Genomic DNA, 14,061 nt, shown 5'->3' on the forward strand with positions numbered 1-14,061 from the left:
GGCCGACGCTGCCCATGGCACGGCTCCGCTGATCGGCGGGGTGGATGATGACCGTGATGCGCGACGCAATCGACACCACCACGCTCGGCTGGATCAAGCCCGAACTGGACGAGACCCTGCGCCAGGCGCGCCAGGAGATCGAGTCCTACGTCGAGGCTCCCGGCGACGCCGACCGGATGCGCGCATGCGCCCGCCACCTGCACCAGGTGCACGGCACGCTGCGGATGGTCGAGCTGTACGCCCCGGCGATGGTCGCCGAGGAGATGGAGCGCCTGGCGCTTGCTCTCGTCCACGGTGAAATCACCGACCGCGACGACGCCTGCGCGATGCTCATGCGCGGCGCGGTGCAGCTGCCCGACTACCTTGAACGCCTGCAGGGCGGCCATCGCGACATCCCGATCGTGCTGCTGCCGCTGCTCAACGAGCTGCGCGCCAGCCGCGGCGAGGCGGGGCTCAACGAGAGCGTGCTGTTCGCGCCCGACCTCGACCGTCCGCTGCCGACCCACCTGCCGGCCCCGGTGGCGGTGGCGACGACGATCCGCAGCGGTGCCCGCCCGGCCAGCCCGGGGCTGGTGGCGCTGCGCCACGCACTGGCCCAGTGGCCGGAAGACGGCGCCCCGGCCGACCCCGCGCAACTGGCGTCGGCGATGGAAGGGCTGCTGCCGGAGGTGTCGGTCGAGCCGCTGCGACGCATGCTGTGGGTGGCCTCCTCGGTCGCCAACGCGATGCGCGACGGCGCGCTGCCGGCTACCCGCGCCCTGCGCCAGGCCTTCGGCGGCGTCGAGCGCGAGGCGCGCCACGTCCTCGACGACCAGGATTTCAACGCCGCGGCGAACGGCCCCAACGCCGAGCCGACCCGGCAACTGCTGTACCACGTCGCCCACGCACCGGGCAGCCATCCGGCGCTCGACGACCTGCGCCGCACCTTCGACCTGGACGCCCAGCTGCCCAGCGAGTCGGAGATCGAACATGCCCGCGGCAGCCTCAGCGGCCGCAATCGCGCACTGCTGGACACCGTGTCGGCGGCGATCAAGGAAGACCTGCTGCGGGTCAAGGACGCGCTCGACCTGCACCTGCGCACCGGCAGCACCGAGGTCGCCGACCTGCGTCCGCAGGTCGAGGCGCTCGGGCGGGTGAGTGACACCCTCGGCATGATGGGCCTGGGCATCGCGCGCGGCGTGGTGCTGCAGCAGCGCGACGCGATGCACGAGATCGTCGCCGGCCAGCGCGCCGCCGACGAGTCGGTGCTGCTCGATGTCGCCGGCGCCCTGCTGTACGTCGACGCCTCGCTGGACGAGCAGGTTTCGCGCCTGGGCCTGTCCGACGAGCGCGCCGACGAGGACCTGCTGGCGAGCGAGTCGCGCAAGGTGCTGGAGGTGGTGGTCCGCGAGGCGATCGCCAACTTCGGCGATGCGCGCCAGTCGTTCGTCGCCTTCGTCGAGACCAACTGGGACCACGCCGAGCTGGTGGAGATCCCGCGCCTGCTGGACGAGGTCGGCGGCGCCCTGCGCATCCTCGACCTGCACCTGCCGGCCGACTACCTGGTCGGCGTCAAGCGCTACACCGAGGTCGAGCTGATCGGCCGCAAGCGCGTGCCCAACGGCCAGCAGCTGGACACCATGGCCGACGCGCTGGCCAGCGTCGAGTACTACCTGGAGGCCCTGCGCGAGCAGCGCCCCAACCGCGACCGGATCCTCGAGATCGCGCGCCAGAGCCTGGAGTCGCTGGGCTACTGGCCGTTGCCGCCGGAAGCCCCGGCCGGGCAGCCGGCCGACGCGTCGCCGCTGTCGGTCGAGGACGAAAACCTTGCCGCCGCGGCGCTGGACATGGCCTCGTCGAGCATCCCGGCCCCGGTGGTCGCGCCGCCGGTGGTCGAGGCCGCAGTTCCCGTGCCGACGCCGGCACCCGCGCCGGCGCCGGTCGGCTCGCCGTCGCTGCCGACGCTTGGTGGCTTCGAGCGCAGCGACGACATCGACGACGAGATCCGCGAGGTCTTCCTCGAGGAACTCGAAGAGGAGATCGCCAACCTCGGCCCGATGCTGGACAGCTGGCGTCGCAACCCCGACAACCTCGAGCAGCTTCGCTCGATCCGGCGCGTGTTCCACACCCTGAAGGGCAGCGGCCGGCTGGTCGGTGCCCGCACGCTGGGCGAGTTCAGCTGGAAGATCGAGAACATGCTCAACCGCGTGCTCGACGGCAGCCGTCCCGCCAGCCCGGCGGTGGTGGCGGTCGTCGATCACGCCCATGAGGCGCTGCCCGGCCTGCACGCCGCGTTGCAGGGCCGCGGTGTCCACGGCGACCTGGAGGGTATCGAGGCCGTTGCCGAGCGCGTGGCCGCGGGCGAGGAAGCGACCTACGTCGCACCCGCACCCGCACCGGTGGCGGTGGTGGACGCCGCGCCGGTCGAGGACATTGCCGCAGTCGAACCGACGGCGGAAGCCGCGCCGGAGCCCGAACCGTTCGACGCGCCACTGGATGAGCCGGCAATCCCGGTAGCGCCCGTCGCCGCCGACGAAGGTGGCGTCCCGGCTTCGGTCGACCCGGTGCTGCTGGAGATCCTCAGCGCCGAAGTCACCGGGCACCTGGCGACTATCGAGCAGTGGCTGACCGCCAGCCAGCCGGAACCGCAGCCCGCGGATGACCGCCTGCAGCGCGCGATCCACACGCTCAACGGCGCCTTCGCGATGACCGAGGTGCCGGTGATCACCGACATCACCGGTCCGGCCGAAACCTACGTCAAGCGGCTGCTGGGCGCCGCGCAGGTCCCGACCGCAGACGGCGTCGCCGCGATCGCCGCGGTCGCCGGCGCCGTGGCCGGCACCTTGGCCGCGCTGCAGTCCGACGCGCCGCGGATCCCCGAGTTCCACGGCCTGTCGGAGCGCATGCAGGCGCTCCGCGACACCCTGCCGGCCTCCAACACGCCGCCGCCGGTGGACGAGGATGCCATCCCGCTGCCGACCCGTCGCACCAGCGGCGTGTCGGTGGTCGACCTGACCGCCTTCGCCGGGCTTGGCGACGAGGCGCAGGCGGCTGCGGACAACACCGCCCATGCCGAGGCCGAGCGTGCCGAAGCGGAACGGCTTGAGGCCGAGCGCGCAGAAGCGGCCCGCGTCGAAGCCGAGCGTGCAGAGGCCGAGCGTGTAGAAGCCGAGCGTCTTGCCGCGGAGCGGGCGGAAGCGCAGCGGATCGAAGCCGAACGCGTGGAAGCCGAGCGTGCCGAAGCGGAGCGTCTCGAAGCCGCCCGCGTGGAGGCCGAACGCGCTGAAGCGGAGCGTATCGAGGCCGAGCGCATCGAAGCCGAGCGTCTTGCCGCGGAACGCGCCGAGGCCGAGCGTCTCGAAGCGGAACGTCTCGAAGCGGAACGTCTCGAAGCGGAACGTCTCGAAGCGGAACGTCTCGAAGCGGAACGTCTCGAAGCGGAACGTCTCGAAGCGGAACGTCTCGAAGCGGAACGTCTCGAAGCGGAACGTCTCGAAGCGGAACGTCTCGAAGCGGAACGTCTCGAAGCGGAACGTCTCGAAGCGGAACGTCTCGAAGCGGAACGTCTCGAAGCGGAACGTCTCGAAGCGGAACGTCTCGAAGCGGAACGTCTCGAAGCGGAACGTCTCGAAGCGGAACGTCTCGAAGCGGAACGTCTCGAAGCGGAACGTCTCGAAGCGGAACGTCTCGAAGCGGAACGTCTCGAAGCGGAGCGCGCGGAAGCCGAACGTGCCGAAACGGCACGCATCGAGGCGGAGCGCGTTGAAGCCGAGCGCCTGGCCGCCGAACGTGCCGAAGCCGAACGTGCCGAGGCCGAGCGCCTCGAAGCCGAGCGGGCCGAAACCGAACGCGCCGAAGCCGCACGCCTCGAATCCGAGCGTCTCGAAGCCGCGTTGCTGGACGCCGAGCGCATCGCCGCCGAGCGTCTCGAAGCGGAGCGCGCGGAGGCCGAGCGCCTCGCCGAGGAAGAGCGCGAGTACGCGCGGCTCGAAGCCGAGTACGCCGAGGCGGACCGCCTGGCGCGCCAGGCCGCGACCGCAGAAGCTTCCGCGTCTGGTGCATCCGACGCGGACGTCGCGACCATCCCCGACACCGAAGCCGCTGCCGAGTCCGTCGCGGAAACCCGGGAGCCCGCGATCGACTCCGCGGTCGCGGCGCTGCTCACCGCCAGCCTCGCCGACGTCGAGGACCCGGACGAGGCGCTCGATACCAGCGACCTCGACCCCGAACTCGTCGACATCTTCGTCGAGGAAGGCGGCGACCTGCTCGACCACTCCGACGGCCTGCTCGCGCAGCTGCGCGAAACCCCGGACGAGCGTGAAGCGCTGGTCGGCCTGCAGCGCGACCTGCACACCCTCAAGGGCGGCGCGCGGATGGCCGGCATCATGGCGGTCGGCGAACTCGGCCACGTCATGGAGTCGCTGCTGGAGGCCGTGGTCGACCAGCGCTGCGAACTCGGGGCCGACGGCGTGCCGTTGCTCGAGCGCGGCTTCGACCGCCTGCACGCGATGGTGACCCGCGTTGGCGACCGTCGCGCAATCGCGATGCCCGAGCGGCTGATCGCCGAGTTCGACGCACGTTCGCGCGGCCAGTCGCTGCTGCGGGCTCCGGCTGCTGCCACAGCGGCCGCACCGGAAGCCCCGGCCCCGGCGGCCGAGGTGGACGTCGCAACCACGCCGTCGCCGGCGGTCCAGCCGCAGCCGCAGCCGACCCCGCGTCCGGCCGCCCCGGTCACCCCGCGCGTTCCGTCCGAAACCGCAGCCGCGGGATCGACCCTCGCACCGCTGTCGGCGCCGATCGACGACACCCAGGCCGGCGACGACGACGACATCGGCGTGCGCGCCCCGCAGGAGCAGGTGCGCATCCGCGCCGACCTGCTCGACCGGCTGGTCAACTACGCCGGCGAGGTGGCGATCTACCGCGCCCGCCTCGAGCAGCAGCTCGGTGCGTTCCGCGGCGCCATCGCCGAAATGGCGGCGACCAACACCCGCATGCGCGACCAGTTGCGCCGGCTGGAGATGGAAACCGAGGCGCAGATCGTCGCCCGCTACCAGCGCGAGGGCGAGGACGGCGAGCAGCAGTTCGATCCGCTCGAGCTCGACCGCTTCTCCAACCTGCAGCAGCTGTCGCGCGCGCTGACCGAGTCGGCGGCCGACCAGAACAGCCTGCAGCTGACCCTCGACGACCTGACCCGCCAGTACGAGACCCTGCTGCTGCAGCAGTCGCGCGTCAGCTCGGAGCTGCAGGAAGGCCTCATGCGCACGCGCATGGTGCCGTTCGACGCGCTGCTGCCGCGCCTGCGCCGGGTCATTCGGCAGGCCTCGGGCGAGCTCGGCAAGCAGGTCGCGCTCAAGCTCGACGGCTCGCAGGGCGAACTCGACCGCAACGTGCTCGAGCGCATGACCGCGCCGCTGGAGCACATGCTGCGCAACTCGGTCGCCCACGGCATCGAGATGCCCGACGAGCGCAAGCGAGCCGGCAAGGCCGAGGAAGGCAGCGTCCGCATCGCGATCCGCCGCGAAGGCTCGGAAGTCGTGCTGGAAGTGGCCGACGATGGCCGCGGCCTCAACCGCGAGGCGATCCGCCGCCGCGGCGAGGAGCGCGGGCTGGTGCGTCCGGACGCGGTGCTTGGCGATGCCGACCTCGACGCGCTGATCCTGGAGCCGGGCTTCTCCACCGCCAACGAGGTCAGCCGCCTGGCCGGCCGCGGCGTCGGCATGGACGTGGTCGCCAGCGAAGTGCGCCAGCTCGGCGGCTCGCTCGACATCCGCTCCACTCCGGGCCAGGGCGTGCGCTTCACCCTGCGCCTGCCGCAGACGCTGGCGGTCACCCAGGCGGTGTTCGTCCGCATCGGCGAGACCACCTTCGCGGTGCCGATCGCCTCGGTCCGCGGCGTCGGCCGCATCGCCCGCGAGGACCTGGTCGACGCCAACGGCCAGGCGCGCGAGTCGACCTACCGCTACGGCGGCGACGACTACGCCGTGCACGACCTCGGCGAGCTGGTCGGCCACGGCCAGGCCAAGGCCGAAGGCCACCTGCAGATGCCGGTGCTGCTCATCCGCTCGGGCGACCTGCATGCGGCGGTCACCGTCGACCAGGTCATCGGCAACCGCGAAATCGTGGTGAAGCCGGTCGGTCCGCAGGTCGCCTCGGTGCCGGGCATCTTCGGCGCGACGATCATGGGTGACGGCCGCGTGGTCGTGATCCTCGACGTCGCCCCGCTGGTGCGTCGCCAGGCCGCGCTGCCGCGCGACCTGCGCGGTGCCGCGGCGCCGGCGGTCGAGCACCGCCAGGTCCCACTCGTGATGGTGGTCGACGACTCGGTCACGATGCGCAAGGTCACCGGCCGCGTGCTGGAGCGCAACAACTTCGAGGTCGCGACCGCGAAGGACGGCGTCGACGCGCTGGAGCGGATGGTCGACGTGGTGCCGGACCTGATGCTGCTCGACATCGAGATGCCGCGGATGGACGGCTACGAGCTGGCGACCCAGATGAAGGCCGACCCGCGCCTGAAGGACGTGCCGATCGTGATGATCACCTCGCGTACCGGCGACAAGCACCGCCAGCGCGCGATGGACATCGGCGTCGACCGCTACCTCGGCAAGCCGTACCAGGAGCCGGAGCTGATGCGCAACGTGTTCGAGCTGCTCGGGATCGAGCGTCGCCATGCCGGCTGATGCACTGCGCGTTGCCCTGCTGGCGCGGCCGGGCGTTGCCCGCGATCGCCTGCGCGGCGTGATGGACGAGGCCGGCGTCGAGCGCGTGCTCGAGGCCGACCCGACCGAACTGGATCTCCTGGCGTTGCTGGCGGCGGCGCCGCGCGCGGTGCTGGTGGCGCTGGACCCGGTGACCGAGGACGTGCTCGACCGGTTCGACGAGGTCCTGTTCGACCCGTCGATCGACGTGATCTACGAGGAGGCAGACCTGGCCGCGTCGCGCGAGGGCTGGGACATCGCCCGTTGGCAGCGCCACCTGGTGGCCAAGCTGCAGCGCCACGGCGACGTGCTGCCGCCGGGTCGCGAGCCGGACGACGAACCGGGCTCGGAGGCGGGCCAGGCGCCGGTCGCTGCGGACGAGGTGACTGCCCCGGCCGCGCTGGCGCCTGACGCCGCCGAGCTACCTCCGGCCGCGATGTCCGGGCTGACCATCGAATCGCCGGCCGAGGTGTTGCCAACCCTGGCGATCGAACCTGCCGACGCGCTGTCGCTCGACGAACCGGCGTTCGAACCACTGGCCGCATCGCTCGACGCGACCTTCGAGGTCCCGTCGGCCGCCGCCGGCGACCCGGTCGACCTGCCGCAAGCCTCGGAACCGCCGACCACGACGATGGACGTCGAGTTCGCACCGATGGCGGGCGAGGCCAATCCATTCGACCCGGTGCTGGCCGAAGCCGGCGACGGCGATTCGCTCGAGCTCGACGACGCCTTCCTGACCGAGTTCGAACTGGCGATCGACGCGGACACCACCGATGCCGGCGAGCCCGGTTTCGGCGCGCCGGTTGCGGAGATCGACCTCACGCTTTCCGAAGACGGTTTCGATGCGCCGACGCCGCAACCTGTGGCCGAACCGCAACCCGACGCCGAGCTTGCCCCGGTCGCGACCACGCCGCCTTCGCCGACGGGCTTCGGCAACCTGAGCCTCGACGACGGTGACAGCGAGGCGGCCGCGCAGCCCGCCGCCGACGACCACCGCTTCCGCCGCGACCTCGACGATCTGCAGGAGCGCATTTCGCACCTGTCGCTGGTCGACGACACTCCGGTGCGCGGCCCCGAGCAACCGCGTGGCGCGGTCGTGGTGCTCGCCGGCATCGGCGGCCCGGACGCGGTGCGGCAGTTGCTGGGTGCGTTGCCGGTCGGGTTCCCGCGGCCGGTGCTGATCCAGCAGCGCCTCGACGGCGCCCGCCACGACCGGTTGGTGGCGCAGATGCAGCGCGCGACGTCGATCCCGGTCAAGCTGGCCGAGGCCGGCAGCGACGCCGAGGGCGGCACCATCTACATCCTTCCGGCCGACGTTGGCATCGCCGCCGGCGATTCCGGGCTGCGTTTCGACGGTAGCGGCGACGTGCTGTCGCGGCTGCCGTCGGCCGACAGCGCGATCCTGCTGCTCAGCGGCAGCGACGCCGGGCAGGTCGACGCGGTGATGAACCACAGCTGGGCCGGCGCGCTGGTGGCCGGGCAGGCCGCCGACGGCTGCTATGACGCGGCCGCGCCCAACGCATTGGCGACCCGCGGTGGCGACACCGCCCCGCCGGCGAAGATCGCCGCGCTGCTGGCCGAACGCTGGGCCTGACCGGCCCGGTCCGAGGACTTTCGAATGAACTCCAACATCTCCCAGTCACCCGCAACTCCCGGCGCGACCGACGCCGACATCCGCGGCGTGCTGATCCAGCTCTCCGGCGCGCGCCTGCTGCTGCCCAACGCGACCATCGCCGAGGTGCTGTCCTTTGCCGAGCCGGAGCCGGTCGACAACGCCCCGGCCTGGCTGCTGGGGCGCATCCGCTGGCGCGGCTGGCAGGTGCCGCTGGTGTCGTTCTCGCGCCTGACCGGCATCGCCGACGAGCGTGGCGGATTGGGCAGCAAGGTGCTGGTGTTCAAGGCGCTCGGCGGCAGCTCGCCGACGCCGTTCTTCGCGATGCTGACCCAGGGCTTCCCGCGGCTGGTGACGGTGTCGCGCGCCAGCCTCGTGGTCGATGGCACGGCCAGCCTGCCGTCGGCGGTCACCGCGCGGGTCATGCTCAACCAGGACGACGCCTACGTGCCGGACCTGGAGGCGATCGAGAAGCTCATCGCCGACGCGGTGGCCGACGCCGCCTGATCCCGGTCGGCCAGGCCCGGACGCGTCGCCGCCCGGTCACGCCGCGGCGTCGCTCAGCAGAGGTCGCCGAAACGTGCCTGCAGCGCCGCGATCGCGGCCAGGCCGGCGGTCTCGGTGCGCAGGATCCGCGGGCCCAGCCGCAGACCCTGGAAGCCGGCCGCCGCCAGCTGTTCGCGGTCCAGTGGCGACCAGCCGCCTTCCGGGCCGACCGCGAGATACACCGGCGCGGACACGTCCAATTGGAGCGTCGGCAGCGCCACGTCGCCGGCCGGGTCCAGCAGCAACCGGACGCCGCCCTGCGGCAGGTCATCCAGCGCCGCCGCCAGCGCCACCGGTGCCGCGACCGCGGGCAGCCGTGCGCGCCCGCTCTGCTCGCAACCCGACGCGACCACGCTGCGCCAGTGCGCCAGCCGCTTGCCCGCGCGTGCCGCGTCGAGCTTGACCTCGCTGCGCTGCGAACTCACCGGCAACACGCCGGCCACGCCCAGTTCGGTGGCCTTCTGCAGGATCAGGTCCATCTTCTCGCCGCGCGCAATGCCCTGCAGCAGCACGACCGGCAACGGCGATTCGCGATCGACCGGCGTCGCCGCGCCGACGCGCACCAGCATCTCGCGCTTGCCGACCGACACCACCGTCGCCGCGTGGTCGCAGCCGTCGCCGTTGAACAGCACGCAGGCATCGCCGGCGCCGAGCCGCAGCACGCGCGCGAGGTGGGCGGCCGCGGCCTCGGGCAGCGCGAGCTCGGTGCCGGCGGCCAGCGGCAGGTCGACGTAGACGCGGGTCAGGCGCATGCGGCGCCTCCGGTGGCGATGTCGATGACGGCGGCGGTGGTCTCGGCCAGCAGTGCCAGCGCGTCGTCGTCGACGGTGTAGGGCGGCATCCAGTACAGGACGTCGCCGAGCGGACGCAGCAGCACGCCGCGGTCGAGCGCTGCGCGATAGGCGCGCAGGCCGACGCGGGCGGCGGGGTCGAACGGGGTGGCGCGGTTGCCGCCGCGGGCCAGCTCGAACGCGAGGATCATCCCGGCCTGGCGAACGTCGGCGACGTGCGGGTGCTCGGCCAAGGGCGCCGCCAGTGCCGCCATCCGCGCCGCGGTGCCGCGGTTGCGCGCGATCACGTCGTCGGACTCGAAGATGTCCAGCGTGGCCAGCGCCGCCGCGCAGGCCAGCGCGTTGCCGGTGTAGCTGTGCGAATGCAGGAACGCCTTCTCGCGCGAGTCGTCGAGGAAGCCGTCGTACAGCTCCTGGGTCGCGAGCACCGCGGCCAACGGCAGGCTGCCGCCGGTCAGGCCCTTCGACAGGCACAGCAGGTCGGGGGCGACGCCCGCCTGCTCGCACGCGAACATCGTGCCGGTGCGGCCGAAGCCGACCGCGATCTCGTCGGCGATCAGGAAGATGCCGTGCACGTCGCACAGCTCGCGCACGCGCTTGAGGTAGACCGGGTCGTGCATGCGCATGCCGCCGGCGCACTGCACGCGAGGCTCGAGGATCATCGCGCAGACCTCGCCGGCGTGGTGGTCGAGCAAGCGGGCGAGCGCGTCGGCGGCGTCCTCGGCATGGTCGGCGGCGCTCTGTCCTTCGCGCGCGAGGTAGGCGTCCGGCGACGGCGTGAACAACGCTTCGCACAGCAGCGGCGCGTACACCCTCCGGTACAGCGGCACGTCGCCGACCGCCAGCGCGCCAAGGGTCTCGCCGTGGTAACCGCCCTCGAGCGCGACGAACTTGGTGCGCCGTGTCTCGCCGCGGTTGCGGAACCAGTGGAACGCCATCTTCAGCGCGACCTCGACCCCGGCCGAGCCGTTGTCGGCATAGAACACCTTGGCCAGCGGCGCGCGACCCGCTTCGCGCGGTGCGATCGCCAGCAGGCGTTCGGCCAGCTCGACCGCCGGCGCGTGCGAGCAGCCGGCGAGGATCACGTGCTGCAGCTCGGTCGCCTGGCGGGCGATCGCGGCGCCGATGCGCGGCTCGGCGTGGCCGAACAGATTGACCCACCAGCTGCTGACCGCGTCGAGGTAGCGGCGGCCGTCGCGACCGACCAGCCACGGCCCCTCGCCGCGTTCGATCGGCAGCAGCGGCAGGGTGTCGGGGTGCTCGCGCATCTGCGTGCACGGGTGCCACAGCACCGCCAGATCGCGCGCACGCCAGGCGTCGGCGGCGGATTGGTCGAGACGATGCTCTGCTAGCATCGCCGCATCGTGAGTCGTCTTCTGCATCCCGCCATTATCGCCCCTTGGAACCCGATGGGCCGCCGGATGGTCGCGGGCACGGAGTGCTGCCCGTGAGCCGGCCGTTGCCGGTGATCCACCGGGTGGTGACCGAGGAGAGCGGTCCGTACCGCGTCGACCATCTGGACCTCGAGTTCAGCAACGGCGAACGACGCCAGTTCCAGCGCCTGCACGGCCGCGGCCACGGCGCGGTGGTGGTGGTGCCGATGCTCGATACCGACACCGTGCTGCTGGTGCGCGAGTACGCCGCCGGCATGCACCGCTACGAGCTCGGCCTGGTCAAGGGCCGGATCGATGCCGGCGAGACCCCGCTGCAGGCGGCCGACCGCGAGCTCAAGGAGGAGGCCGGCCACGGCGCGCGCTCGCTGGTCGCGCTGCGCGAGTTGACCCTTGCGCCGACCTACATGAGCCACGTCACCCACCTGGTGGTGGCGCGCGACCTCTACCCCGAGCGCCTGCCCGGCGACGAGCCCGAGCCGCTCGAACTGGTGCCATGGAAGCTCGATGCGCTGGACCAGCTGATCCTGCGCGAGGATTTTTCCGAAGGCCGCAGCATCGCGGCGCTGTTCATTGCACGGGAGTGGCTGAAGAACCAATGACGAACGATCCCGCACTGCGCGAGGGCGCCATCGCCGTCGCGCGCGCCGCCGCGGCGGAAATCCTGAAGGTCTACGACAGCGAGTTCGCGGTCCAGCACAAGGGCGACAGCTCGCCGCTGACCGCCGCCGACCTCGCCGCGCACCACTGCATCGTCGACGGGCTGGCACGGCTGGCGCCGGACATCCCGGTGCTGTCGGAGGAGTCGTCCGGCATCACCACCGCGGAGCGCCGCACCTGGTCGCGGTTCTGGCTGGTCGATCCGCTCGACGGCACCCGCGAGTTCGTCAAGCGCAATGGCGAGTTCACCGTCAACATCGCGCTGGTCGAGGACGGCGTGGCGACCTTCGGCGTGGTGCAGGCACCGGTGACCGGCGCGCTGTGGCACGGCGGCGCGACGCTGGGGGCGTTCCGCCGCGACGGCGATGGCGGCGACCGCCCGATTGCCACGCGACGCCCACCGACCACGCCGCTGCGGGTGGCGGCCAGCCGCTCGCATCGCGACCAGCGCAGCAACGACTTCATCGAGCGCATGGGCGAGACCGAACCGGTCGGGCTCGGCTCGTCGCTGAAGTTCTGCGCGATCGCCCAGGGCGACATCGACGTGTATCCGCGCTTCGGCCCGACCAGCGAGTGGGACACCGCTGCCGCGCAGGCCGTGCTCGAAGGCGCCGGCGGCTGCGTGCTAGACCTGCAGGGCCGGCCGTTCCGCTACAACCAGCGCGACAGCCTGCTCAACGGCGAGTTCGTCGCGCTCGGCGACCCGTCGCTGCCGTGGCGCCGCTGGGCCGGGCTGTGAGCGCGTTGGCCGACGACCGCGATATCTCCCGCCTGCTCGACATCATGGCGCGCCTGCGCGACCCGCAGGCCGGCTGCCCCTGGGACGTTGCCCAGACCTTCGCCACGATCGCGCCGTACACGATCGAGGAAGCCTACGAAGTCGCCGATGCGATCGACCGCAACGACCTGGGCGACCTGCGCGACGAACTCGGCGACCTGCTGCTGCAGGTCGTCTTCCACGCCCGGATGGCGCAGGAGCAGGGCGCGTTCGACTTCGGCGAGGTGGTCGCCGCGATCAGCGACAAGATGGTGCGTCGTCACCCGCACGTGTTCGCCGGCGAGGCGGTTGCCGACGCCGCCGCGCAGACCGTCGCGTGGGAGGAGCACAAGCGCCGCGAGCGCGAGGCCAGCGGCGCGGACGACGACTCGGCGCTGGCCGGCATCGCCCGCGGGATGCCCGAGTGGCAGCGTGCGGTGAAGCTGCAGAAGCGCGCCGCGCGGGTCGGCTTCGACTGGCCCGGCCCGGAGCCGGTGATCGCCAAGCTGCACGAGGAGATCGAGGAGGCGCGTGTCGAATTTGACGCGCTCGCCGCGACGCCCGGCGATGCCGCCGTGCGCGACCGGCTGGAGGACGAGATCGGCGACCTGCTGTTCGTCGCGGCCAACCTCGCGCGCCACGCCGGGGTCGATGTCGGCAACGCGCTGCGCCGCGCCAATGGCAAGTTCGAGCGGCGTTTTCGCGCGATGGAACTGTTGGCGCGCGAGCGGGGCACGCCGTTGCCGGACCTTGCGCTGGAGCGGCACGAGGCCCTGTGGCGCGAGGTGAAGGCGGCGGAAAAACCGGCGCAGACGCCGGCGGGCTGAGGGTTGCCGGCAGACCTTCACGTCACGTCGACCCCTTCGACGGCAGCCTTCACAAAACTGAAGGTGGAGGCAACCCATGCAGGGCACGCGTGACGGCGGTCTGGTCCTCATCGTCGAGGACAACCGCAATATTTCGGAGATGGTGGGGGAGTACCTCGAGAGCCGCGGCTTCGAGGTCGATTTCGCTGCCGATGGCCTCGACGGCTACCGGCTGGCGGCGGAAAACAGCTACGACGTGATCGTCCTCGACCTGATGCTTCCGCGGCTGGACGGCGTCGAGGTCTGCAAGCGCCTGCGCGAGGAGGCACGCAAGTCGACGCCGGTGCTGATGCTGACCGCGCGCGACACGCTCGACGAAAAACTGACCGGCCTGTCCGCCGGCGCCGACGACTACCTGACCAAACCGTTCGCGATCCAGGAACTCGAAGCCCGCCTGCGCGCGCTGATCCGCCGCGAGCGCCGCCAGGTCGGTGGCGAGGTGCTGAAGGTCGCCGACCTCGTGCTCGACCCGGCCAGCCTGCGCGTCACCCGCGGTGGCAGCGAGCTGCAGTTGTCGCCGATCGGCCTGCGCCTGCTGACCATCCTGATGCGCGAATCACCGCGCGTCGTCAGCCGCCAGGAGATCGAGCGCGAGATCTGGGGCAACGGCCTGCCCGATTCGGACACCCTGCGCAGCCACCTGTACAACCTGCGCAAGACGATCGACAAGCCGTTCGACAAACAGTTGCTGCACACCGTGCAATCGGCGGGCTATCGCGTGGCGGACATTTCGCAGCCACCCGAGTGAGCGCAGTGCCCGTTCC

8 protein-coding genes and 1 pseudogene are annotated in these 14,061 nt (G+C 71.9%); 7 read left to right on the plus strand and 2 right to left on the minus strand.

Going from position 1 to position 14,061, the window contains the following annotated elements; translation table 11 throughout:
- The first annotated feature begins 47 nt into the window (after window positions 1-47).
- Genes N799_RS15945 through N799_RS07010 form a run of 3 tightly spaced genes read left to right on the plus strand, consistent with a single transcriptional unit; the run spans window position 48 to window position 8,793 of the window.
- Window positions 48-6,656, plus strand: coding sequence for an Hpt domain-containing protein (locus N799_RS15945; RefSeq protein WP_238978831.1), 6,609 nt, complete (start codon window positions 48-50; stop codon window positions 6,654-6,656).
- Entirely contained in the window at window positions 6,646-8,268 is a 1,623-nt protein-coding gene (locus N799_RS14355) for a chemotaxis protein CheB (RefSeq protein WP_052101326.1), read from the plus strand. The genes N799_RS15945 and N799_RS14355 overlap by 11 nt, the downstream gene beginning before the upstream one ends.
- A gap of 24 nt (window positions 8,269-8,292) precedes the next feature.
- Window positions 8,293-8,793 carry a chemotaxis protein CheW gene (locus tag N799_RS07010; protein ID WP_052101327.1) on the plus strand — a complete coding sequence of 167 codons (501 nt, stop codon included), beginning with the start codon at window positions 8,293-8,295 and terminating at the stop codon, window positions 8,791-8,793.
- 53 nt (window positions 8,794-8,846) lie between these two features.
- Here the strand turns inward: N799_RS07010 and N799_RS07015 are convergent, their stop codons facing one another.
- Window positions 8,847-9,584, minus strand: coding sequence for a 16S rRNA (uracil(1498)-N(3))-methyltransferase (locus N799_RS07015; RefSeq protein ID WP_036209968.1), 738 nt, complete (start codon window positions 9,582-9,584; stop codon window positions 8,847-8,849).
- Window positions 9,575-10,978, minus strand: a complete 1,404-nt coding sequence (bioA, locus tag N799_RS07020) for an adenosylmethionine--8-amino-7-oxononanoate transaminase (RefSeq protein WP_425476978.1) — start codon at window positions 10,976-10,978, stop codon at window positions 9,575-9,577. Before bioA ends, N799_RS07015 begins: the two co-directional genes overlap by 10 nt.
- Window positions 10,979-11,070: 92 nt before the next feature.
- On the opposite strand from bioA, the gene nudE reads away from it, so the two are divergent.
- The 4 genes and pseudogenes from nudE (at window position 11,071) to N799_RS07040 (ending at window position 14,045) form a co-directional block, all read left to right on the plus strand.
- Window positions 11,071-11,616, plus strand: a complete 546-nt coding sequence (gene nudE / locus N799_RS07025) for an ADP compounds hydrolase NudE (protein WP_081974791.1) — start codon at window positions 11,071-11,073, stop codon at window positions 11,614-11,616.
- Window positions 11,613-12,413, plus strand: coding sequence for a 3'(2'),5'-bisphosphate nucleotidase CysQ (gene cysQ / locus N799_RS07030; RefSeq protein WP_036209977.1), 801 nt, complete (start codon window positions 11,613-11,615; stop codon window positions 12,411-12,413). Before nudE ends, cysQ begins: the two co-directional genes overlap by 4 nt.
- Window positions 12,410-13,252: pseudogene (gene mazG, locus N799_RS07035) on the plus strand (nucleoside triphosphate pyrophosphohydrolase); the annotation flags it as partial. The gene cysQ and the pseudogene mazG, both read left to right, overlap by 4 nt.
- 82 nt (window positions 13,253-13,334) lie before the next feature.
- On the plus strand, window positions 13,335-14,045 hold the full coding sequence (locus tag N799_RS07040; RefSeq protein WP_036209980.1) for a response regulator transcription factor: 711 nt from the start codon (window positions 13,335-13,337) through the stop codon (window positions 14,043-14,045).
- Window positions 14,046-14,061 lie beyond the last annotated feature (16 nt).

The sequence above is a fragment of the Lysobacter arseniciresistens ZS79 genome (assembly GCF_000768335.1).
GTDB lineage: Bacteria > Pseudomonadota > Gammaproteobacteria > Xanthomonadales > Xanthomonadaceae > Novilysobacter > Novilysobacter arseniciresistens.